The sequence below is a fragment of the Mycobacterium sp. ENV421 genome (assembly GCF_002887815.1).
In the GTDB taxonomy this organism is placed as follows: domain Bacteria; phylum Actinomycetota; class Actinomycetes; order Mycobacteriales; family Mycobacteriaceae; genus Mycobacterium.
The window spans coordinates 17,145-38,812 of sequence record NZ_PDHO01000005.1 but is presented as its reverse complement, the minus strand read 5'-3'; the positions used below and the strand labels follow the sequence as shown (position 1 = coordinate 38,812).

Here is a 21,668-nt window from a genome sequence, read left to right as displayed (position 1 = left end):
GGCCTCACGCTCTAAGCGCGGCGGAGCTGGCCCAGCTCGTCGAAGGCCTGCGCCCAACCCATCAGCCGGTCGGTCGCGCCTGCGAGTTCGTTGCGGTAGCGCTGCTGCGACATCGGCGAGCTCGACATCGCGCCGGTGTTGGCCGCAGAGACCAGTTGCGCTGCGGCGGTGACCATTTCGTTGTACTGCCGCACACCCGTGCTGAGCTGCGCGGTGAACGCGTTGATGGTCGGCGCCAGGTAGGACTGTGAATGCGGGGTCTCGATCGCGGCGCGCTCCATCGACACCACCTCGTCGGCGGTGGCCGCCATGGTCGCCGCGGTGCGATCCGCTGCAGCGACGAGTTCGCGAATCTCCTCGGGCGGCAACATGTTCCCGCGCTGCATCACACCCAGTAGCGAGTGAAAGCCGCGCTCAGACGCCCCGAGGGCCGACATCGACGGCCGGGCCACCGAGCCGTGCGGCGGCAGCCGGCGGCCGCTGACCTGACGGGTGGGCGGCAGCGGCTCGCCCCGCAGCCAGCGGTAACGCAGCAAAAACAAGGTGGCCGGCACTGCGGCGCCGGCGGCGATCACCCCGGTGATGATCAGACCCCATACCGGTGTGCTCCACGTGGCGAGCAGTCCGGTGACGGCTATCCAGAACACGGTGGCGAATGAGAAGAAGATCCCCAGCCGCAACGCCCAGCGCCGCTTGCGCAGCAGCCGGGCCCGCGGATCGGAGACGGCACTGAGCTTCCGGGCCGCCACGTCGGCGTACTCGCTGACGGTGTCGATACCGCGCTGCATGACCGAACGCCATTGACGCGATACGAATCCCGGTTTGTCCGGTGTCACCGCCATCGAATGCTCGCCTCCTACTGGCCTAACGGCTTCTCGGGCTCGGGGGTGACGGCCGGAGCGGCCGGCGTGGCCGGGGCGGCTGCGGTGTCACCCGCAGGCAGAGCGTCCCCGCGCATCGACGCGCGGATCTGCTCGAGCCGGGAATGTCCGGCCATCTGCACGGTGGCCTGCTGCACCTCGAGCATGCGGCCCTGCACCGAGTTCTGCGCGAGTTCGGCGGCACCCATCGCGTTGGCGTAGCGGCGTTCGATCTTGTCGCGGACCTCGTCGAGGCTCGGTGTGTTGCCCGGTGCGGCGATCTCGCTCATTGACCGCAGCGAGGCACTGACCTGTTCCTGCATCTTGGCCTGCTCGAGCTGGCTGAGCAGCTTGGTGCGCTCGGCGATCTTCTGCTGCAGCACCATGGCGTTCTGTTCGACGGCCTTCTTGGCCTGACCGGCGGCCTGCAGCGCCTGGTCGTGAAGGCTCTTGAGGTCTTCCACGCTCTGCTCGGCGGTGACCAGCTGCGCCGCGAACGCCTCGGCGGCGTTGTTGTACTCGGTGGCCTTGGCGGCATCCCCGGACGCCACCGCCTGATCGGCCAGCGTCAGCGCTTGGCGCACGTTGACCTGCAGCTTCTCGATGTCGGCGAGCTGACGGTTCAAGCGCATCTCGAGCTGGCGCTGATTGCCGATGACCTGCGCGGCCTGCTGGGTCAAACCCTGGTGCTGGCGTTGGGCATCCTCGATCGCCTGCTGGATCTGCACCTTGGGGTCGGCATATTCGTCGATCTTCGAGTTGAAGAGTGCTGTGAAGTACTTCCACGCCTTGACGAACGGATTGGCCATCAGTTGCTCCGTCTATGTATCGGGTGCCGCAGTTCGGTGGTCGTGCCCAATTTATCGGTTAACCACGCCCGGCCACACCCTTGTCCGCATGTGGCCCGGTCGCGGCCGGTTCGTGGCTCAGGCAACCGCCATCGTGACGGGGTGCGGAATGACCACCTTGGTGGCGACGTCGATGGTGCCGTCCTGGGCCGGCACGGAGGTCAGCCGAGCGATGCGCTCGCGGTCGGCCATTTTGGCACCGGCATCGGTCAGCACCCGCGATAGCGGGACGTCCAACGCGGTGCAGATCGCGCTGAGCAGCTCGCTGGAGGCTTCCTTGCGGCCGCGTTCGACCTCGGAGAGGTATCCCAGGCTCACTCGGGCCGAATCGGACACCTCACGAAGGGTGCGTCCCTGCGACGTGCGAGCGTTCCGCAGCACGTCGCCGATCACCTCACGCAGCAGTATCGCCATCGGGTGTCCTCCTCCAAGAGTTGCAACGAACCGTTCAACGCCGCGGACGCCCGATTTGGTTCCCAGGAACCTCAGGATCGCTCGACGAACCGGTGCAGCCGCCTGATCGCCTGGTGTACGGCCGCCAGCCGGATGTCCCAGCGTGAGCCGGATAGCCGCAGTTCGGCGACTTCCGTTGACCCGGGACCGGCCAGCCCCAGGAACACGGTGCCGACCGGGTGCCCGCCGTGCGGTTCCGGCCCGGCCACCCCGGTGAGGCCGACACCCCAGGTCGCCTGACAGCGGTCGCGCGCCCCTTCGGCCAGCGCGGCGGCCGTCGGCGCCGCGACGGGCCCGACGTCGTCGAGCAGCTGCCGCGGCACACCTGCCAGCGCAATCTTGGTCTCGACGGTGTACGTCACCAGGCCGCCGATGAGCACCGCGCTGGCACCGGGCACCCCGGCCAGGGTCGCTGCCAGCAGGCCGGCGGTCAGCGATTCCGCCGTCGCCACGGTTTCGCCGCGTGCGGTCAGCAGAGCGACCAGCGCGCGGGCACCGTCATCGGCCAGCGGTTCGTTCACGAGAGTCCTTGACCGCCGAGACCACGTAGTCGACACCGGTGATCACCGTCAACACGATCGCGGCCCACATGATCACCCAGGCCACGATGTGCCAGGCCGGTGGCCAGTTGTGCAACGGCAGCACGAACAGCCCGATCGCGACGGCCTGCACCAGCGTCTTGACCTTGCCGCCGCGGCTCGCGGGGATCACTCCGCGCCGAAGTACCGCGAACCGCAGCACCGTGATGCCCAGCTCGCGAATCAGGATGACCACGGTCACCCACCACGGCAGGTCGCCGAGCATCGACAGCCCGATCAGGGCGGCGCCAATCAGCATCTTGTCGGCGATCGGGTCGGCCAGCTTGCCGAATTCGGTGACCATCCCGTAGGTGCGCGCCAGCGAACCGTCCAGCCGGTCGGTGATGACCGCCACCGCGAAGATGATGAAAGCCGTTAGGCGGCTGGCTGTTTCGTGGCCATCACCGGCGAACAGGAACAGCAGGAAGATCGGGACCAGGACCAGACGGATACCGGTCAGGAAGTTGGCTAGGTTGGCGACCCGCACGCGCGGGACCGCCGGACCGGTTTGGGGTTGTCCCGACACGACGACCAGAATATCGGTTGGCAGCCGGGCCCCTCACGCCCGATACTCTGCACCCGTGAGCTCCGATGTCGTCGTCCGCCGCGCCCGCACCTCGGATGTCGCGGATATCAAGCGTCTGGTCGACATCTACGCGGGCCGCATCCTGCTGGAGAAGAACCTGGTCACCCTCTATGAGGCGGTCCAGGAATTCTGGGTGGCCGAGGTGGACGGCGAGGTCGTCGGATGCGGGGCGTTGCACGTCCTGTGGGCCGACCTCGGTGAGGTCCGCACGGTCGCCGTCGACCCGAAGGTCAAGGGCCGCGGTATCGGCCACACGATCGTCGACCAGCTGCTGACGGTCGCCCGCGAACTGCAACTGCAGCGGCTGTTCGTGCTGACCTTCGAGACGGAGTTCTTCGCCCGGCACGGTTTCGCCGAGATCGAGGGCACCCCCGTCACCTCCGAGGTGTACGACGAGATGTGCCGGTCCTACGACATCGGTGTCGCGGAGTTCCTCGATCTGTCGTACGTCAAGCCGAACATCCTCGGCAACACCCGGATGCTGCTCAAGCTCTGACGCCCAAACCGACGTTTGGCCGCGTTTGCGCGAGTGCACACCGGCGAAACGTCGATCTCGGCGCTAGAAGTCGTCGTCCTCGTCGTCGTCCTCGGCACTGCCGCCGCGGATCAGCATCAGCGTCGCGGCGAGTTCATCAGGCTTGACCAGCACTTCGCGGGCCTTGGAGCCTTCTGAAGGTCCGACGATGTTGCGGGTCTCCATCAAATCCATGAGCCGGCCGGCCTTGGCGAAGCCGACCCGCAACTTGCGCTGCAGCATCGACGTCGAGCCGAACTGTGAGGACACCACGAGTTCGACGGCCTGCAGGAAGACGTCCATGTCGTCGCCGATGTCGGGGTCGACGTCGGTGCGCTCACCGCTGGGCTTCGCCGCGGTGACGCCTTCGGTGTACTCCGGCTCGGCCTGGTCCTTACAGGCCTGCACGACGGCGTGGATCTCCTCGTCGCTGACGTAGGCACCCTGCAACCGCTCCGGCTTGGAGGCGCCCATCGGCAGGAACAGACCATCGCCCATGCCGATCAGCTTCTCGGCGCCTGGTTGGTCGAGGATGACCCGGCTGTCAGTCAGCGACGACGTCGCGAACGACAGCCGCGACGGCACGTTGGTCTTGATCAGGCCGGTGACGACGTCGACCGACGGCCGCTGGGTGGCCAGCACCAGGTGGATGCCGGCCGCGCGGGCCTTCTGGGTGATCCGCACGATCGCCTCTTCGACGTCACGCGGCGCGGTCATCATCAGGTCGGCGAGCTCGTCGACGACGGCCAGGATCAGCGGGTACGGCTTGTACACGCGCTGGCTGCCCAGCGGCGCCGTGATCTCCCCGGAGCGCACCTTGGCGTTGAAATCCTTGATGTGGCGCACCCGGGAGGCCTGCATGTCCTGGTAGCGCTGTTCCATTTCCTCGACGAGCCACGCCAGCGCCGCGGCCGCCTTCTTGGGCTGGGTGATGATCGGCGTGATGAGGTGCGGAATGCCTTCGTAGGGCGTGAGTTCCACCATCTTCGGGTCGATGAGGATCATTCGCACTTCTTCAGGGGTGGCACGCGCCAGCAGCGACACCAGCATCGAGTTGACGAAGCTGGACTTTCCCGAGCCGGTGGAGCCGGCCACCAGCAGGTGCGGCATATCGGCCAGGTTCGCCGAGACGAAGTGCCCCTCGATGTCCTTGCCCAGCCCGATTACCAGCGGGCGGTGGTCGCCGCGGGTGGACGGCGCGGTGAGAACGTCTGCCAGCCGGACCATTTCACGGTCGGTGTTGGGCACTTCGATGCCGACGGCGGACTTGCCGGGGATCGGCGCGAGGATGCGGACGCTTTCGGTGGCCACCGCGTAGGCGATATTGCGTTGCAGCGCAGTGATTTTCTCGACCTTGACGCCGGGGCCGAGTTCGACCTCGTAGCGGGTCACAGTCGGACCCCTGGTGCAGCCGGTGACTGCGGCGTCGACCTTGAACTGGTGCAGGACGTTCGAAATCGCGTCCACCATTTGGTCGTTGGCCGCGCTGCGCCGCTTCGGCGGGTCGCCGGCCACCAGGAGATCCAGCGACGGCAGCGTGTACGGGCCCTCGACCACACGATCCAGGACCTTGGTCTCCTGCGTGGCGGTGTCCGGCGTGGGCTCCGGCTTCGGAGTTGCCTTCTTGCGCCGCGCCTTCACCGGCTCGGGTGCCGTCGGCGCATCCTCATCGAGCGGATAGTTGTCCAGCGGTGTGCCGACCGGCCCCTGTTCGCCCGGCCAGGCCGGCGCCTCATCGGTGTACGACCGCGGATCGTCGTAGTAGCCGTCGGAGAAGTCCTCCGGCTCCGCGACAGCGACGTCCTCGGGCTCCTCGTCGTCGTAGTACTCGTCGTCATCGTCGTAGTGATCGCGCGTGCTGAACATCGCGTAGAGGGTGTCCGGCACCTCGCGGATCGTCGTGCCGGTCAGCAGCAGCAGCCCGAACAGCGCGGCGATGATCAGCAACGGTGTGGCGATCCACGGGGTCAGCCCGTCGGACAGTGGACCGCCGATGGCGAAGCCGACGAAGCCGCCGGCGCGTTGACGCGCCGCGGGGTCCTGGGGCGAACCCGACCAGAGATGCCACAGCCCCAGTACCGGCAGGGCGACCATCGCGCACCCCAGGATCAGGCGGGGCCGGGCGTCGGGATTGGGTTCGGTGCGCATCAGAAGGACAGCGATGGCGCAGATGATGACGGGCAGTAGAACGACGGCTCCGCCGACCATCGTGCGCAGCACAGAGTCGATCCAGGCGCCGACCGGCCGGGCGGCGTCGAACCACGAACTCGCCGCGATCACGACCGCGACCGCCAGCAGCCCCAGCGCAATGCCGTCGCGGCGATGCCCGGGCTCGATGTCGCGGGCTCGACCGACCGATCGGGCGGTCGAGCCCGCCCCCTTGGCCAACATCAGCCAGGTCGCCCGCGCTGCGCGTCCCCCGGTCGCGGCCGCGGTGGCGACCGGCGAGGAGGTGCGCTTCTTGGCAGGCTTGCGCCGGGGGGCCGGCTTGGCCGACCGCGTCGCACCCTTTGACCTGGTCGTTCGCGCGCTTGAGCGAGCGGCCGTCTTGTTCGCCATGCGGGGAAGCCTAGTCGCATGTGCCCCATCTGCACCATCCGCAACACCCGTTCCACGGCGGGTCGTTGCCAGACTGCGACAAACGCCGGCTGAGGTCGATTTTGGGCACCCCGCGCCGCTGACCGGGACCCCTTCTCGTGGCATTACAAAGCAGGGCTAACGTAAGCGCCGTCACACTTGCCCCGAAGAGCTGAGGAGCCCCGCTCATGCCCGTCGTCGTCGTTGCCAGCTTCACCGTCAAGCCCGAATCCGTCGACGCCGTGCGCGAGGCCTGCAAGAAGGCCGTCGCGGAGGTCCACGGCGAGCCCGGCTGCGACCTCTATGCCGTCCATGAGGGCGACAAGACGTTCGTGTTCGTCGAGCAGTGGGCCGACGAGGACGCCCTCAAGACCCACAGCACCGCGCCCGGCGTGACCGCGCTGTTCGGCGCGATCGGTGAGCACCTCGACGGCGCTCCCGACATCAAGATGCTCACCCCCATCCCCGCCGGCGACCCGGCCAAGGGCCAGGTTCGTCCCTGATCGTCATGGGTGAACTCGACGGCAAGGTCGCGCTGATCACCGGCGCGGCCCGCGGCCAGGGCCGAGCGCATGCGGTGAAGCTGGCATCGGAGGGCGCCAGCATCATCGCGGTGGACCTCTGCGACCAGATCGCCAGCGTCCCGTATCCGATGGCCACGCCGGAGGACATGGCGGCGACCGTCAAGCTCGTCGAGGACACCGGAGCGCGGATCGTCGCCCGCGAGGCCGACGTCCGTGACCGGACAGCGCTCAAGAACGCTATGTACCAGGGCATCGAGGAACTCGGCCGGCTCGACATCGTGATCGCGAACGCCGGGATCGCCCCGATGGCCGACGACGGCGCCTGGCAGGACGTCATCGACGTCAACCTCACCGGGGTCTATCACACCGTCGACGTGGCGATGAAGCCGATGATCAAACAGGGTGACGGCGGCGCGATCGTGCTGACCAGCTCGGTGGCCGGCCTGGTCGGCATCGGCGCGCCGGTCGCGGGATCGCTGGGCTACACGGTCGCCAAGCACGGCGTCGTAGGCCTGATGCGGGCGTACGCGAATTTCCTTGCCGCATTTAATATTCGGGTCAACTCGGTGCATCCGGCCGGAGTGAATACCCCGATGATCGACAACGAGTTCACCCGCTCCTGGCTCGAAGGCTTCGCCCAACAGATGCAAGGCGGCCCCGACATGAGCAACGCGCTGCCGGTCCAGACGCTGGAACCTGAGGACATCGCCAACGCGGTGTACTACCTGGTGTCGGACGCGGGCCGCTACGTCACCGGCGTCACGTTGCCCGTCGACGCAGGGTTCACGAACAAGCGCTGAGGCTAGCCGCGGTCGGTGATGACGAAGACCCCGTCGCGCACAACCACCTCGGCACCGACGACGTCATGTGTCAGTGCCGATGCCATGAGTTCCTGATCGTGGCTGCGCGCCACGGCTCGGCGGCCGTCGGCCAAATCGACCACCACGATCGCCCGCTCGGGCCGATCACTCTCGAACACAACGGTATACGCGACAACCCGGCCGCTTCCCTGCGCGTCAATGACGACTGGCAGCTGCGGTTCTTCGTCGGCGACTGCGTCTGTGACGTCGATGGTCTCGAATGAGTCGGGCGGCGCGTCGGCGGTGATCACCAAGGCCCCTTGTTTGGAGTACAAACCACTCACACTGCTGACAAGTGCGGCGTGAGCGTCCGAGGTGGTCAATCGCTGTGCCGCCGCGGCAATGGCGTGCAGGACATAGCTGTTGAGCGGACCACCGGCAAAGGACATCCCACCGGTCAGGGTCAGATCACGTCCGGCCGGCACCCGCAACGCTTCGGCTCCGATGAACACCGGTGCGGGGAACGCCGAGTAAAGATCCAGCAGCTCGATCTCGGAAACATCCCGATTCATCCGGTGCGAAATCGTGTCGCCGATGATGCGCATTGCGGCCGGCTGACTCAACCGGGTGCGGCCGGCCACCGGCACAACGTGATTAGACTCGACAGCCACGGCTGGATAGCACCGCGCACTGTCGGGGACGCCGAGTTCTTCGGCGTGGCGGTGGGTTGTGATGACCAACGCGCACCCTTGATCGACGGTCCAGGTCGTCGCCAACAACTTGGTGTAGGGAAAGGCCAGCATCGGATTACTGGCCGACGGGTTGCGCAGCTCGTCGGGACGATAGCCCTTGGTGCGCACCGCATCCGGGTTGTGCTGAGCGACGGCGGCGAAACGCGCGTATACCCGCGCGAGTTCATCGCGATGCTCCTCGATGCCCTGGCCGTTCTGACTGCGCCAGAAGCTGTCGATCAGCGCGTAGTACGCGGGAGTAGCCGAAAGCCCGGCGGCCACCTCGGCGGGATGTGACATGCTCTCGTCGAAATCCGGAGAGGTCAGCGACTCGTCGGGCACGACGCCCGCCGCCTGAGTGGTGACGTGCGGGTCGTGCCCGCCGGCGACTGCTCTCACCTTTCGATAATGAGCCTCGCCACCGATTACCAACGCCACCTGGTGAGTGCCGCTTTGGACGGCCCGACAGGCATGGCTGACCAGCGTCTGCTGCATGACGCCGATGTGAGCGAGGACAGTGTGCGCGGCGCCGGCGCCGATCCATTCACCCACCAGACGCGCGGGATCGGGGTACCGGGTCAGGCCCGCGGTAGCACCAATCCAGTCCACGTCGGCGGCGTCCACGCCCGATGCCTGCAGCGCCACGCGCGCGGCGCTCGCCATGAGTTCGGCCGCTTCCTGACCGTCGCGAGGATCACCGTCACGGCGGCTCACCGTATGCCAGCCGACCAGAACCGGAGTCGACGGGTCGATGGCTGACACGCAAGCTGTCTACCACACGCTGCACTACGATCGGGTGACGATGACACCCGATCTGGAGCTCACCAGCGTCCCGGCCTGGGCCGTCGAACCAACCTGTCCGACCGCCGATCTCACCGGCCGGTACTGGACGGTGCTCGCTGTCGGCACCGACGCGGCCGCCGTCGCCGCACGGTGGGTTGATGAGATCCACGCCGCCCATCCGGACGCCCGGCCCCGGGTGCATCAGGTCGCCGACGTCGAGGCGGCGTGTGCCGCGCTGGACGCCGACCTCGAGGAGGCGAAAGTCGGCTGGCGGCTGCTGCTGGCCGGCCCCGCGCATGCGTGTCTTCGCATCCGCGCCCGCGCCTTCGAACTCGGCGCCGCCGACGACGAAATCACCGTCGCGAGTACCGAAGTGGCCACCCGCGAGGTGTACTGCGCGCACTGCCGGATCACCACCACGGCGGCGACGGGATTGTCCGAGGAGATCACCTGCCCCGGCTGTGCACGCCGACTGTTCGTGTACTACCACGTTTCTCGCCGGATCGGTGCTCACCTCGGATTCGCGACGACCGCCGACACCACGCCATGACCAAGCTGACGTTGCACGTCGTCGCGGTCGACGACACGGTGCCCGGAATCAGGACTTTGAACTTGGCCCGTGCCGACGGTGCGGCGTTGCCATCGTTCACGCCCGGCAGCCACGTGGTGATCGAACATGCCGGCGGGGCCAACGCCTATTCGCTGACCGGGGACAGTGTCGCGCCTCGCCACTATGTGGTGTCGGTGCTGGAATGCCCTGCCGGCCGGGGTGGCTCGCGGTGGATCCACCGCGAACTGAGCGTGGGCGATGCCGTCGTCGTGCACCCGCCGCGCAGCGCCTTCGCCCCCGTTCTGCGAGCCCGGCGACACCTGCTGATCGCTGCGGGCATCGGCATCACCCCGATGGTGTCGCATCTGCGCAGCGCGCGACGCTGGGGTCGAGATGTGCGGTTGCTCTACATCTTTCGGGACGGCCGAGGCGCGTACGTCGACGAGATCCGGTCATTGACCGAGAACGCCTCGTTCTTCACCGACCGGACGGTCTTCCTCGCCGACCTGACAGCCACACTGGCCGCCCAGCCCTTCGGCACGCACGCCTACCTCTGCGGTCCAAGCCAGTTCATCGACGACGTCGTGGCTGTCGCCACCGAGCTGGGCTGGCCCCGGGGGCGCATCCACGTCGAACACTTCGGCGGAGAACTGGCACCCGGTGATCCGTTCGAGGTCAAATTATCCTCCGATGGAAGCACTTTCACCGTCGAATCAGGTGTCTCGCTGCTGGAGTCGTTGACCGCACACGGATACGTCATTCCCAATCTGTGCCGGCAGGGCGTCTGCGGCGAATGCCGGGTTCCGGTTCGCGGCGGGGTGGTGCTGCACCGCGACCTCTTCCTCACCGACGATGAGCGCCGCGGCTCGATGATGGCCTGCGTCTCCCGCGGCTCCGGCCTGGTGGAGTTGGACCTGTGAGCGGGCTGGTGTCGGCACCGGATCTGGTTGCGTCCTTTCCGTTCCCGTATACGGCCGACTCGTACCGGTACAGCACCAATATCGCGCCTGCCCGCACGGTGGTCACCACCGCGACCGGGCAGTGGGGCGGCCGGGTGGTCGACATCGACAGCGAGTACACCCTTGAACTCGCCGAACGGCGACGCATCCTGGCCGCCGATCCATCCCGGCATGCGGTGTTGCCGCACATGGGAATCGCGTGCTGGGACACCATGCTGACGTTGATGTCTGAGCTCGCCAACTCGTATCCGGCGGCGATGTCCCTGAGCCGCGCCGGCGACACCTGGTGCTGGCGCAACGAATTGCTCGGTATCACCCAAGAATTCGTGGCCGGCGATGAATCAAGCCTGCCGTGCGATCCGCTGGCCTACATCGCCGGGCAGGTGCAGGAGGACATCGTGTTGCTCGACCAGCGTGACGGCGACCTGTTCGCCGACGCCGGTGTGGTCACGTTCGCCGCGGGCTGGTCGTTCGGATTCGACGTCGGGATGACCTTCCTGGAGATCCACGGACCGGTCCCCCGGTTACGAGAGACCGGGGTGATCACCCGGGCCCGGGAGTTCCTGATGCGATTGCAGGTCGGCGGCATCTACCGCCGGACCAATTGGTCGATGACCGTCGGCAGACGGCTCGACGTATCCACCGAGGCCGTCCCGCAGTGGCTGCCCGACCGCACGCACCTGGACGCCGTCGATGACGACACGTTCGGCCGGCTCATCCACCTGCGGGTGGAAGTCCAGCACCTGATCCGCCTGCCCGAGTCAGGTGCGATCTGCTTTCTGATCCGCAGCTACATGCTGCCGCTGGCCGACATCGCCACTGTCGACGAGTGGCGGGTGCGCACCGCAGCGGTGTTGGCCGAATTGCCGGACGACATGGTCGATTACAAGGGACTGAGTCCCTATCGGGACCGCGCGGTCACCTGGCTGCGCTCGCGCTGAATGCCCGGGGCCTGCACCGCGGAGAACGCGGCGGCGACGGTGAGCACGAGCATCGTCACGAGCGGCCAGATAGCCGGCGCCCCTTCGGCGATGAGGCCGAGGGTGAAGCCGGCAACAACCATTCCCAGACTGATGACGATGTGGGTGCAGCTGATCAGCACCGCCGCGTCCGCACTGTCGGCATGGTCGAAAATCCAGTCGTAGGCGGCGGGCAGCAGCGCCTGATTGGCAACCGCCGAGAGCAGCATCGCAGGCCCGAACGCCCACAGCCCCGGCACGATATGCCACTGCTGGGCGGCGATACACAGCGCCGCCGCGGCCATACTGATCAGTGCGCTGCACAGGTAGACACCGCGGGCACCGAACTTCCGGCGCACCACCCGCCACAGCGGAATGCCGATAAGCAGTCCGACACCGACGAACACCAGGAACTGGTCGACATTGAGGCTGGAGCCAAGGAGTTCGGCCGCGTAGATGGCGTAGAAGGTGGGCGTCAGGATCACCGGGGTGAAGACCAGATTCGTTGTCAGGAAACGCCGTAGCCACCGATTGGCCCGCAACTGCGAACGTCCCTGGCGCAACGTGTCGATCATGCGTGCCGGCCCCTTGGCCAGCTGCACCCCGGGCGTGCGCAGCGTCGCGCAGCACAGGGCGCCCACCACCATGGCCGCCACCGAGATCCAGAGCAGATCGGCGTCGTGCCATCGAGGAAAGTCGGGTAGCAGGCGTCCCGCGGTGAAGGCGGTGATCAGAACCACCAGCGCGCCACTGTATCCGGCCTGTTTCAGCATGACGTCGCCGCGTTGTTGAGCCGACAGCAGCGCCGACATCGCCATCGGGGAGACCACCTGCGAACTGCCAGTGACGATGCCGATGAGCAGACACACCAGCAACAACGGGTACGCGAACAGCCATGGCGGCGCCAGTGCGATGTCGAGTGCGACCAGCGCGGTGAGCGCTGCTTGGGCCAAAGCGACTCCGACCAGCGACCCCGTGACCGAGTCGGTGAGGCGTAACACTTTGGGCCCGAGGACTGTTCCCAGCATGGTTCCGACGGTGAATGCCGGTGCCAGCAGTGCCACCACCACGCCCGGACTGCCGAGCTGGTCGGCGATGTACGGGATGACAGCCGAGATGCTGCTCACCTGGACGCCTACTTTGAAGAACGTCCCCTGGGTGAGCAAAGCCAGATAGTTTCCGCCCCGCACGGAGCCCGCCATAAGCAGCAGAGCTTATCCGCTACCAGACGGGCCGGTCAGATTTCGATGACCGTCGGCACGATCATCGGCTGGCGGCGGTAGGTCTCCCCCACCCACTTTCCGATGGTGCGGCGCACCGCCTGCGCGATGCGCACCGGGTCGGTGACATTGTCGGCGGCAAGCTTTTCCAGCTCGGCTTCGACCTTGCGGGCAGCGGGCTCCAAGGCCTTGGGGTCCTCGGAGAACCCCCGCGAATGCAGCTGCGGCGGTGCCACTGAGCGCCCGGTCTCCCGGTTCAGCACCACCGTGGCGGCGATGAATCCCGAACTCAGGATGAGCCGCTCGCCCAGTGTTGCCTCGCCGACATCACCCATGATCAGGCCGTCGACGAACATCTTGCCCACCGGAACCGCGCCGGCGATCGAGACCCGGCCGCCGACCAGGTCCACGCTGACGCCGCTCTCAGCCACCACGATGTTCTCTTCGGGCACGCCGCTGCGGGCGGCCAGCTTGGCGTTGGCGCGCAGCATCCGCCAGGTGCCGTGCACCGGCATCACGTTGCGCGGCCGTACCCCGTTGTAGAGGAACAGCAGCTCACCGGCGTAGGCATGGCCCGAAACATGGACTCGCACTTGTTGATTGGTGACCACCCTGGCACCGATCTTGGCGAGATCGTCGATCACCCCGTAGACGGCCTCCTCGTTGCCGGGGATCAGCGACGACGACAGAATGATCAGGTCGTCGGAGGTGATCGTGATGCTGCGGTGCTCTCCGCGCGACATCCGGGACAGCGCCGCCATCGGCTCGCCCTGCGTGCCGGTGGTGATCAGCACCACCTGCCCGGGCGTCATCTCCTCGGCCATCGCGATGTCGACGACGTCGCGATCCTCGATATGCAGGAAACCCAACTCGCGGGCGATCGCCATATTGCGCAGCATCGAGCGGCCGACGAACGACACCCGCCGGCCCAATGCGATTGCGGCGTCGACGATCTGCTGCACGCGATCGACATTGGAGGCGAAGCAGGCCACGATGATCCGCTGCCCTTCGGCGTTGCGCATCAGCCGGTGCAGGTTGGGGCCGACCTCGCTTTCCGAAGGCCCCACGCCGGGGATTTCGGAGTTGGTCGAGTCGCACAGGAACAGGTCCACCCCGGCGTCGCCGAGGCGGGACATCCCGGGCAGGTCGGTGGGGCGCCCGTCGGGCGGCAGCTGGTCGAGTTTGATGTCACCGGTGTGCAGGACGGTTCCGGCGCCGGTGTGGATGGCGATCGCGAGCGCGTCGGGGATGGAGTGGTTGACCGCGAAGTACTGACATTCGAACACCCCGTGGGTGCTGCGCTGGCCCTCGGCGACCTCGACGAAGACCGGGTTGACCCGGTGCTCCCGGCACTTGGCGGCCACCAGCGCGAGGGTGAACTTGGAGCCCACCACCGGGATGTCGCCGCGCAGCTTGAGCAGATACGGGATCGCGCCGATGTGGTCTTCGTGGGCATGGGTCAGGACCAGTGCCTCGATGTCGTCGAGGCGGTCCTCGATGTGTCGCAGGTCGGGCAGGATCAAGTCGACCCCGGGTTCGTCGTGGTTGGGGAACAACACCCCGCAGTCCACGATCAGCAGCCGGCCGAGATGCTCGAAAACGGTCATGTTGCGGCCGATTTCGTTGATGCCGCCGAGCGCGGTCACGCGCAGACCTCCAGGGGCCAGCGGCCCGGGAGGTGACAGCTCTTCGTTCATCGCAGGACTGCTGCTGCGCGGAGTTCGGCGGCCAGTTCGTCGAGCTGCTCGGCGGTGGCGGGCACCTGCGGCAGCCGCGGATCGCCGACGTCGATGCCCAGCAGATGCAGCCCGGCCTTGGCGAAGGTGACGCCGCCCAGACGGGTCTGCGGGGCATTGAGCGGCGCCAGCGCCACAGCAATCTTGCGCGCGGTGGCGATGTCACCGGAGTTGAAGGCGCTCAGCATGTCTCGCAGCTGACTTGCCGCCACATGACCCCACACGCTGACGAAGCCGATCGCACCCATCGCCAGCCACGGCAGGTTCAGCGCATCGTCGCCGGAGTAGTAGGCCAGCCCGGTTTCGGCCATGATCTGCGCGCCGCCGTGCAGATCGGCCTTCGCATCCTTGACCGCGACGATGTTGGGGTGCGCCGCCAGCGTGCGCATGGTGTCCCACTCGATCGGGACGACCGAGCGCGGCGGGATGTCGTACAACATCACCGGCAGGTCTGTCGCATCGGCGACGGTGGTGAAGTGCCCGATCAGACCGGCTTGCGGCGGGCGCGAGTAATACGGCGTGACGACCAGCAGACCGTGCGCGCCCTCGGCGGCTGCGGCCTTGGCCAGGTGCACGCTGTGCGCGGTGTCGTAGGTGCCGGCGCCGGCCACGATGCGGGCCCGGTCACCGACCGCCTCGAGCACAGCGGCAAGCAACGCTCGCTTCTCGTCATCGGTGGTGGTCGGGGACTCCCCGGTGGTACCGGACAGCACAAGTCCGTCGCATCCGGAGTCCACGAGGTGGGTGGCCACCCGCGCCGCGACGACGGTGTCGAGCGTGCCGTCGGGCTTGAACGGAGTCACCATTGCGGTCAGTACGGTGCCCAACTGGGCGCTGACATCGATTCCGCTGGTGCTCACGGACGTCTAGATTACCCGCTCCGCTCACACCTCTGTCGCCAGCGGGGACGTCGCGACCTCCGTGCCGTCGGCCAGTTCGGTGATCTCGAAATCGGCGAAGACGGCGGGCGCCGCGTCGCGCAGTTCCCGCAGGCAGGCAATGGCAAGGCGGCGAATCTCGACGTCGGCATGTTCACTGGCCCGCATCGCGATGAAATGCCGCCAGGCCCGATAGTTGCCGCTCACCACGATGCGGGTCTCGGTGTCGTTGGGCAGTACCGCGCGGGCCGCCTGCCTGGCTTGTTTGCGGCGGAGAACAGCTGTGTTCTCGCCGGGCTGACCGGCCATGAACTTCGCTTCCAGCCGGTTCAGCAGTTCGAGGTAGGCCGCCCTGCTGGCGTCGGCCGCCGTCAGCAGGATCTGCTGGAGTTCCGGATCGTCCTCCAGACCCGGCGGCACGACCACCTGGGCGTCGTTCTCGGGCACATACCGCTGCGACAGCTGCGAGTACGAGAAATGCCGGTGCCGGATCAGCTCGTGGGTGCAGGACCGGGAGACGCCGGTGATGTAGAACGTCACCGACGCGTGCTCGAGCACCGAGAAATGGCCGACGTCGATGATGTGCTTGAGATATGACGCGTTGGTCGCGGTCCGGGGGTTCGGCTTGGACCAGCTCTGGTAGCAGGCGCGGCCGGCGAACTCGACGAGCGCCTCACCGCCGTCGGCGTCGGTGTCCCACGGCACGTCGGCGGGTGCCAGGAACTCGGTCTTGGCGATCAGCTGCACGCGCAGCGGCGCGGTCTCGGCCACGGGCTCACCTTAGTGCGCCTCGGACCCGTCGCCCGTCAGGTCCCCGGCATAGCGAATCTGATTCCCGCCGCTGCGTTTGGCCTCGTACATCGCGGCATCGGCGCGGGCGATCAGCCATTCGATCAGTTCGAGTGGTTTCAGCGCGGGCGCGCGGATCACCGTCGATGCCAAACCCAGGCTGGCGGTCACACCCCACGGCGCGGCGGCGATGGCCGTGCGCAGTTCTTCGCTGCTCTCCCTGGCTTGCTCCGGGGTGGACAGCTGCGCGAAGAGGAACTCCTCGCCCCCGATTCGGGCGATCGCGGTGTTGGTTCCGCTGACGTCTCGGAGGCTGTCGGCGACAGCGACCAGAACCCGGTCGCCGGTCGGGTGGCCCAAGGTGTCGTTGAGCCTTTTGAAACCGTCGAGGTCGATCATGGCGATTGTGAAGTACGGCCGAGATCGGTAGTCGGCGTGGCGCAACAGGGTCTGCGCCGACCGGAAGAAGCCGCGCCGGTTCGGCAAGCCGGTGAGCGTGTCGGTCGAGGACTTCAGCGAGTCGACCGACAACCAGTGGACGATCACCTGACCGCAGAAGGGCACCGCCAATATCCCGCCGCACAGGATCAGCAACTTGGCCACCGCCATCGCGGTATCGCCGGCCATGGCGATGCGTGCGGCGCTGACGGCTGCGGTCGCCACGCCCGTCCCGAGTGTCAAAACCAGAAACGGTGCGGTGTGGAAGAAGGCGACGTATCCGGCCAGCCCGACGAAGGCGACCGCGCCGACCATCGCGGTGCGGGGGTCCGCCTCGGCCAGGACACCCACGGCGATGCACGCGTTACCCACGACCGAAAACACCTGCGACTGAATACGAGTCGGCCACCGCCGGAGGTACGACACTGCAATCACGGCCAGGACGGCACTGGCCACACAGGTGACCGCGCGCTGCACCGGAGTCTGCGGGCCCGCGGGGCTGGCCAGTGCCAGCGCATTGGCGGCGGCGATGGTCGCCAATACGGCGAACATCAGCCAGCGCATGAACGTCAGCAGGCGGCGCGCTTTGAGGTAGGACGTCAGCCAGTCGTAGTGGTCGGGTTGTCGCCACCACAGGCCTATGCCATGCACTTGTCCCCGCGCCCCCAAGATGTGATCGTGATCTCTCCTGATGGTAGTGATGTCGCAGGGATGCGTGAGCACCTTCCCACAGGTCACTGAGCAATGCCGAAGGAGTCAGATGCCAGACGCACACTGGGGAAGCGATATCGACGCCGCTGGTTATGCCGGGCACCGGGGCCTGCAGTACTCCCCTCGGCCAGCCACATTCGCGCAGGTGTTCGCCGACGCGCAGCGCTGGGCCGAGCGCACCTTTCTGGTCCACGGCGAGCACCGCATGACGTTCACCGCGTTCAGCGAGGCGGTGAACGCGGGAACCGCCGCCCTGCGCGACGACGGCGTAAAGCCCGGCGATCGAATCATGCTGTACGCCTATAACAGTCCGGCCTGGGTGGTCGCCCTGTGGTCGGCGTGGCGCAGCGGCGCTGTCCCGGTACTCGCCAATCGCTGGTGGAAACAGACCGAGGTCGACCACGCCATCGAGCTGCTCGATCCGCATCTCGTCATCTCCGACACATCCCTTCAGAGCGTGGCGGCGGCGAAGACACGAGACATCGCTGCATTCACCGACGGCAGCCTCGCGTCCCCCGCGGTCGCCTCCTCTGAAATCGAGGATCCCGACGCGACCTCGGTGATCCTGTTCACCTCTGGCAGCTCCGGCCTGCCGAAGGCGGTCGAACTGTCCCGGCGCGCCGTCATCGCCAACCAGCACAACGTGCTGGCGGTGACCAAACGCCTACCGCATCAGCTCAATCCTGATGCACCCCAGGTGGTCTCGTTGGCGAGCACCCCGATGTTCCACGTCGGCGGACTCTCGAATCTGTTGAGTAACTACCTCACCGGCGGTCGGGTGGTCATTCCCGAGGGACGGTTCGACGCCGGTCAGATACTCGCGTTGATTGAACGCGAGGGTGTGCACAGTTGGGGCGGTGTTCCGACCATGGCGATCCGGGTGCTCGAGCACCCGGACTTCGACTCGTTCGATCTGTCGACCCTGCGGTCATTCCCGCTCGGCGGAGCGGCGGTACCCACCGCGCTGCTGGACCGGATGCGGGTCCGGCTGCCGCAGCTCGCCGGCCGGGGACTCGGAAACACCTGGGGCATGACCGAATCCGGCGGATTCCTGACCGCCGCGACGGGCCGCGACCTGCAGCAGTATCCGGGCACCGTCGGACGCCCCTACCCGGTCGTGGAGCTCGTCATCGACCGCCCGGATGCCGACGGAGTCGGGGAGATCCTCGCGCGCTCACCAACAGTGATGAACGGCTATGTCGGTATCGACGACGGAACCGTCGACGACGAGGGCTGGCTGCACACCGGCGATCTCGGCCATGTCGTGGACGGTTATCTGTTCATCGACGGTCGCGCCAAGGACATCGTCATCCGGGGTGGCGAGAACATCGGTTGCGGCCATGTGGAAGCCGCTCTGTCGTCCCACCCGGCGGTTGTCGAGGTGGCCGCCATCGGACTGCCACACCCCGACCTCGGCGAGGAGCTGGCTGCCGTGGTGGTCCACCGTCACGGGCAGGCTGCGCCGACGGAGAATGAACTTCGCGCCCATGTGTCGGATGTGCTGGCGCACTTCGCGATTCCGACCCGCTGGCACATCAGCACCACCGCCCTGCCGACGCTTCCTGGCGAGAAGATCGACAAGAAGCGCCTGGCCGCACGATTCAGCTGACGCAGTTCCACCGCAACGAGATCGACACCAGGGCTGCTGATCGGCGAGGATCACGACCATGGTGGCGGTCTGGGCGCCTACAGGGCCTTGCCCAGCGCCCCGACCAGGTCGCCGCGGATGCCGACCGTGACGCTGCCCAACCCGAGCCAGGCCGCCATGCTCTGCAGTTCGGCAGCCAGCCTCGGCGCGACCACCGCCGGACTCTGCCCAGGCTCGGTGAACGCTCCGACCACGTTGAGCGCGTCGTTGGCGCGTTCGGCCTTGAGGTCGACACGTCCGACGAGACGCCCGTCGAGCAGGAACGGCCACACGTAGTAGCCGAACTGCCGCTTGGGTTCTGGCACGTAGATCTCGATGCGGTAGTGAAAGTCGAACAGCCGCTCGAGGCGCGGCCGGAAGAAGATCAGCGGGTCGAACGGACACAGCAGCGCCGTGCCCCGATCCACCCGCGGCACCGTGACCCCCGGTGCCAGGTACGCCGGCGCCGACCAGCCGTCGACCTCGACCTCCTCGATCGCACCCTCGGCAACCAGCGCGGCGACCGCGGGCTTGCTCTGCTTGGGACTCAGCCGGAAATAGTCACGCAGATCCGGTTCGGTGGCCACCCCGAGCGCACCGGCGGCGCGCTGCACCAATTCCCGCACCGCCTCGTCATCGTCGACCTCGCGGGCCAGAACGTGCGGTGGCAACACCTTCTCGGTGAGGTCGTAGTGCCGGGCGAACCCGATCCGCGTCGCCGTCGTCAGCGCTCCCGACGACCACAAGGCCTCGGCCACCCACTTGGTGTCGCTGCGATCCCACCACGGACCCTTGCGCCGCGCGCGTTCCCCTTCCAGGTGCGCTTCGATCTGGCCGGCCGTACTGGGCCCGAGTTCGTCGACGGCAGCCAGCACGTTTTCGGCCAGCCGAGGGTTTTTCTTGACGATCTCCTGACCCCAGCGGCCGTGGGCGTATTCCCGCATCCGCCAACGCATCAGTGGCCAGTCCTCGACCGCCATCAGCGCGGCCTCGTGCGCCCAGTATTCGACCAGCAGCCGCGGCGCCCGGGCGCTGTGGCTCCACGCCGCGGCGTCGAGGACGCTGCGATCGTAGGGGCCGAGCCTGCTGAACACCGGTGCGTAGTGCGCGCGCACCGCCACCGACACCGAGTCGAGCTGCAGCACTTGGATGCGGCTGACGAGTCGGCGCAGATGCGCGCGGCTGACGGACCCACGTGGCTTGGGTTCGGCGAAACCCTGAGCTGAGACGGCGACGCGGCGGGCCTGATCGGCTGACAGCCGGGTCATGCCCGCAGGTAGCTGAGAAACCGGTACCGCAGTCCCGAACTACTGGTCCGCCAGTCCCCCGACGTGCCGATCCAGGATTCGTCGAGAACGGGAGCCAACGCGTCCTCGTCCTCCGGGCGCAGGTCGATCTCCACCTCGGTCACCTCACAGCGGGTCGCCACCGGCAGCGCCAGGTGGTAGACCTCCGATCCGCCGATCACCCACATATCGTCATCGGGCACGTCGTCCAACGCGCCCACCACCGTCGCTCCGTCAGCCATGTAGTCAGCTTGCCGGGTGAGTACGACATTTTTCCGGCCGGGCAGTGGCCGCACCGAGCCGGGCAGCGACTCCCAGGTGCGCCGGCCCATCACGACGGTGTGTCCCATCGTGAGCTCCTTGAAGCGGGCCAGGTCCTCCGGGAGGCGCCACGGAATGCCGCCGTCGCGGCCGATGACCCCGGAGGGCGACTGCGCCCAGATCAGGCCCAAACCCGTCATACGGCGACGGGCGCTTTGATCGCCGGGTGTGGATCGTAGTTGCGGATCTCGACATCTTCGTAGGTGTAGTCGAATATCGAATCACGTTGAGCGAGAACCAATTCGGGGTAAGGGCGGGGATCGCGCCTCAACTGTTCGGTGACCTGCTCGACGTGGTTGTCGTAGATGTGGCAGTCACCGCCGGTCCAGACGAAGTCGCCGACCGCCAGTCCGGCCTGGGCAGCCATCATGTGGGTGAGCAGCGCGTAGCTGGCGATGTTGAACGGAACCCCCAGGAACAGGTCGGCGCTGCGCTGGTAGAGCTGGCAGCTCAGCCGCCCGTCGGCCACGTAGAACTGGAACAGCGCATGGCAAGGCGCCAGCGCCATCTGCGGGATCTCACCGACGTTCCAGGCCGAAACGATGATCCGGCGGCTGTCGGGGTCGGTGCGCAGAAGATCCAGCGCGGCGCTGATCTGGTCGACGTGCTCACCTGACGGGGTCGGCCATGACCGCCACTGCACCCCGTACACCGGTCCGAGATCGCCGGTGGCAGAAGCCCATTCGTCCCAGATAGTGACGCCGTGCTGCTGCAGCCATTCGACGTTGGATTCGCCGCGCAGGAACCACAGCAGCTCGTAGACCACCGACTTCAGGTGCACCTTCTTGGTGGTGATCAGCGGGAAGCCGGCCGACAGGTCGTAGCGCAACTGGTGGCCGAACAGACTGCGGGTGCCGGTACCGGTGCGATCGGATTTCGGTGTGCCCTGCTCGAGCACAAGTCGCAGCAGATCCTCGTACGGCGTGGCGATCGGCACGCC

At 67.2% G+C, this 21,668-nt stretch carries 22 protein-coding genes; 7 read left to right on the top strand and 15 right to left on the bottom strand.

Features of this window, described 5'->3' with window-relative positions; genetic code table 11:
• Positions 1–11: 11 nt before the first annotated feature.
• The 5 genes from pspM to pgsA all read right to left on the bottom strand — a co-directional run bounded on the left by pspM (position 12) and on the right by pgsA (position 3,265).
• Positions 12–842, bottom strand: coding sequence for a phage shock envelope stress response protein PspM (gene pspM, locus CRM90_RS08315; protein WP_102806540.1), 831 nt, complete (start codon positions 840–842; stop codon positions 12–14).
• Positions 843–856: 14 nt separating this feature from the next.
• Positions 857–1,669 (bottom strand): phage shock protein PspA, encoded by an 813-nt coding sequence (gene pspA / locus CRM90_RS08310; RefSeq protein WP_102806539.1) that lies wholly within the window; start codon positions 1,667–1,669, stop codon positions 857–859.
• A gap of 117 nt (positions 1,670–1,786) precedes the next feature.
• Positions 1,787–2,122, bottom strand: coding sequence for a transcriptional regulator ClgR (clgR, locus tag CRM90_RS08305; protein ID WP_102806538.1), 336 nt, complete (start codon positions 2,120–2,122; stop codon positions 1,787–1,789).
• 71 nt (positions 2,123–2,193) lie between these two features.
• Entirely contained in the window at positions 2,194–2,682 is a 489-nt protein-coding gene (locus tag CRM90_RS08300) for a CinA family protein (protein WP_102806537.1), read from the bottom strand.
• The gene (gene pgsA / locus CRM90_RS08295; protein ID WP_102806536.1) at positions 2,660–3,265 is read right to left on the bottom strand and encodes a CDP-diacylglycerol--glycerol-3-phosphate 3-phosphatidyltransferase; all 606 of its coding nucleotides are present in this window, start codon (positions 3,263–3,265) and stop codon (positions 2,660–2,662) included. Before pgsA ends, CRM90_RS08300 begins: the two co-directional genes overlap by 23 nt.
• A 55-nt stretch (positions 3,266–3,320) precedes the next feature.
• On the opposite strand from pgsA, the gene CRM90_RS08290 reads away from it, so the two are divergent.
• Positions 3,321–3,821 carry an amino-acid N-acetyltransferase gene (locus CRM90_RS08290; protein ID WP_102806535.1) on the top strand — a complete coding sequence of 167 codons (501 nt, stop codon included), beginning with the start codon at positions 3,321–3,323 and terminating at the stop codon, positions 3,819–3,821.
• A 63-nt stretch (positions 3,822–3,884) separates the two neighbouring features.
• Here the strand turns inward: CRM90_RS08290 and CRM90_RS08285 are convergent, their stop codons facing one another.
• Complete coding sequence (locus CRM90_RS08285) at positions 3,885–6,398, bottom strand: FtsK/SpoIIIE family DNA translocase (RefSeq protein WP_102806534.1); 2,514 nt, start codon at positions 6,396–6,398, stop codon at positions 3,885–3,887.
• Positions 6,399–6,604: 206 nt separating this feature from the next.
• Here CRM90_RS08285 and CRM90_RS08280 point away from each other — a divergent pair, with 206 nt between their 5' ends.
• Entirely contained in the window at positions 6,605–6,919 is a 315-nt protein-coding gene (locus CRM90_RS08280; RefSeq protein WP_102806533.1) for a putative quinol monooxygenase, read from the top strand.
• A gap of 5 nt (positions 6,920–6,924) precedes the next feature.
• Positions 6,925–7,740, top strand: coding sequence for a mycofactocin-coupled SDR family oxidoreductase (locus CRM90_RS08275; protein WP_036338701.1), 816 nt, complete (start codon positions 6,925–6,927; stop codon positions 7,738–7,740).
• 2 nt (positions 7,741–7,742) lie between these two features.
• Here CRM90_RS08275 and CRM90_RS08270 read toward each other — a convergent pair whose 3' ends face one another.
• Positions 7,743–9,233, bottom strand: coding sequence for a TLP1 C-terminal extension domain-containing protein (locus tag CRM90_RS08270; protein ID WP_142391341.1), 1,491 nt, complete (start codon positions 9,231–9,233; stop codon positions 7,743–7,745).
• On the opposite strand from CRM90_RS08270, the gene CRM90_RS08265 reads away from it, so the two are divergent.
• From CRM90_RS08265 to CRM90_RS08255, 3 genes are read left to right on the top strand one after another with little or no spacing between them, the layout of a single operon-like run.
• On the top strand, positions 9,223–9,804 hold the full coding sequence (locus CRM90_RS08265) for a dimethylamine monooxygenase subunit DmmA family protein (protein ID WP_353616975.1): 582 nt from the start codon (positions 9,223–9,225) through the stop codon (positions 9,802–9,804). The two genes, CRM90_RS08270 and CRM90_RS08265, sit on opposite strands and share 11 nt — an antisense overlap.
• Entirely contained in the window at positions 9,801–10,724 is a 924-nt protein-coding gene (locus CRM90_RS08260; protein ID WP_102806531.1) for a PDR/VanB family oxidoreductase, read from the top strand. The genes CRM90_RS08265 and CRM90_RS08260 overlap by 4 nt, the downstream gene beginning before the upstream one ends.
• A gap of 5 nt (positions 10,725–10,729) precedes the next feature.
• On the top strand, positions 10,730–11,704 hold the full coding sequence (locus CRM90_RS08255; RefSeq protein WP_102806742.1) for a heme-dependent oxidative N-demethylase family protein: 975 nt from the start codon (positions 10,730–10,732) through the stop codon (positions 11,702–11,704).
• Here CRM90_RS08255 and CRM90_RS08250 read toward each other — a convergent pair.
• Genes CRM90_RS08250 through CRM90_RS08230 form a run of 5 tightly spaced genes read right to left on the bottom strand, consistent with a single transcriptional unit; the run spans position 11,665 to position 17,452 of the window.
• Complete coding sequence (locus tag CRM90_RS08250; protein WP_102806530.1) at positions 11,665–12,924, bottom strand: MFS transporter; 1,260 nt, start codon at positions 12,922–12,924, stop codon at positions 11,665–11,667. The genes CRM90_RS08255 and CRM90_RS08250 overlap by 40 nt on opposite strands.
• Positions 12,925–12,959: 35 nt before the next feature.
• Entirely contained in the window at positions 12,960–14,639 is a 1,680-nt protein-coding gene (locus CRM90_RS08245) for a ribonuclease J (protein WP_102806529.1), read from the bottom strand.
• Entirely contained in the window at positions 14,636–15,538 is a 903-nt protein-coding gene (gene dapA / locus CRM90_RS08240; protein ID WP_102806528.1) for a 4-hydroxy-tetrahydrodipicolinate synthase, read from the bottom strand. Before dapA ends, CRM90_RS08245 begins: the two co-directional genes overlap by 4 nt.
• 24 nt (positions 15,539–15,562) lie before the next feature.
• On the bottom strand, positions 15,563–16,327 hold the full coding sequence (thyX, locus tag CRM90_RS08235) for an FAD-dependent thymidylate synthase (protein WP_102806527.1): 765 nt from the start codon (positions 16,325–16,327) through the stop codon (positions 15,563–15,565).
• 9 nt (positions 16,328–16,336) lie between these two features.
• The gene (locus tag CRM90_RS08230; RefSeq protein WP_142391340.1) at positions 16,337–17,452 is read right to left on the bottom strand and encodes a GGDEF domain-containing protein; all 1,116 of its coding nucleotides are present in this window, start codon (positions 17,450–17,452) and stop codon (positions 16,337–16,339) included.
• 91 nt (positions 17,453–17,543) lie between these two features.
• Here CRM90_RS08230 and CRM90_RS08225 point away from each other — a divergent pair, with 91 nt between their 5' ends.
• The gene (locus CRM90_RS08225; RefSeq protein ID WP_102806525.1) at positions 17,544–19,103 is read left to right on the top strand and encodes a class I adenylate-forming enzyme family protein; all 1,560 of its coding nucleotides are present in this window, start codon (positions 17,544–17,546) and stop codon (positions 19,101–19,103) included.
• A gap of 77 nt (positions 19,104–19,180) precedes the next feature.
• Here CRM90_RS08225 and CRM90_RS08220 read toward each other — a convergent pair whose 3' ends face one another.
• From CRM90_RS08220 to CRM90_RS08210, 3 genes are read right to left on the bottom strand one after another with little or no spacing between them, the layout of a single operon-like run.
• Positions 19,181–20,389 carry a winged helix-turn-helix domain-containing protein gene (locus CRM90_RS08220; RefSeq protein ID WP_102806524.1) on the bottom strand — a complete coding sequence of 403 codons (1,209 nt, stop codon included), beginning with the start codon at positions 20,387–20,389 and terminating at the stop codon, positions 19,181–19,183.
• On the bottom strand, positions 20,386–20,868 hold the full coding sequence (locus tag CRM90_RS08215; protein WP_102806523.1) for a dihydrofolate reductase: 483 nt from the start codon (positions 20,866–20,868) through the stop codon (positions 20,386–20,388). The genes CRM90_RS08220 and CRM90_RS08215 overlap by 4 nt, the downstream gene beginning before the upstream one ends.
• Positions 20,865–21,665: a thymidylate synthase gene (locus tag CRM90_RS08210; protein WP_102806522.1), complete on the bottom strand. Its 801-nt coding sequence runs from the start codon at positions 21,663–21,665 to the stop codon at positions 20,865–20,867. Before CRM90_RS08210 ends, CRM90_RS08215 begins: the two co-directional genes overlap by 4 nt.
• Between the last annotated feature and the right edge of the window lie 3 nt (positions 21,666–21,668).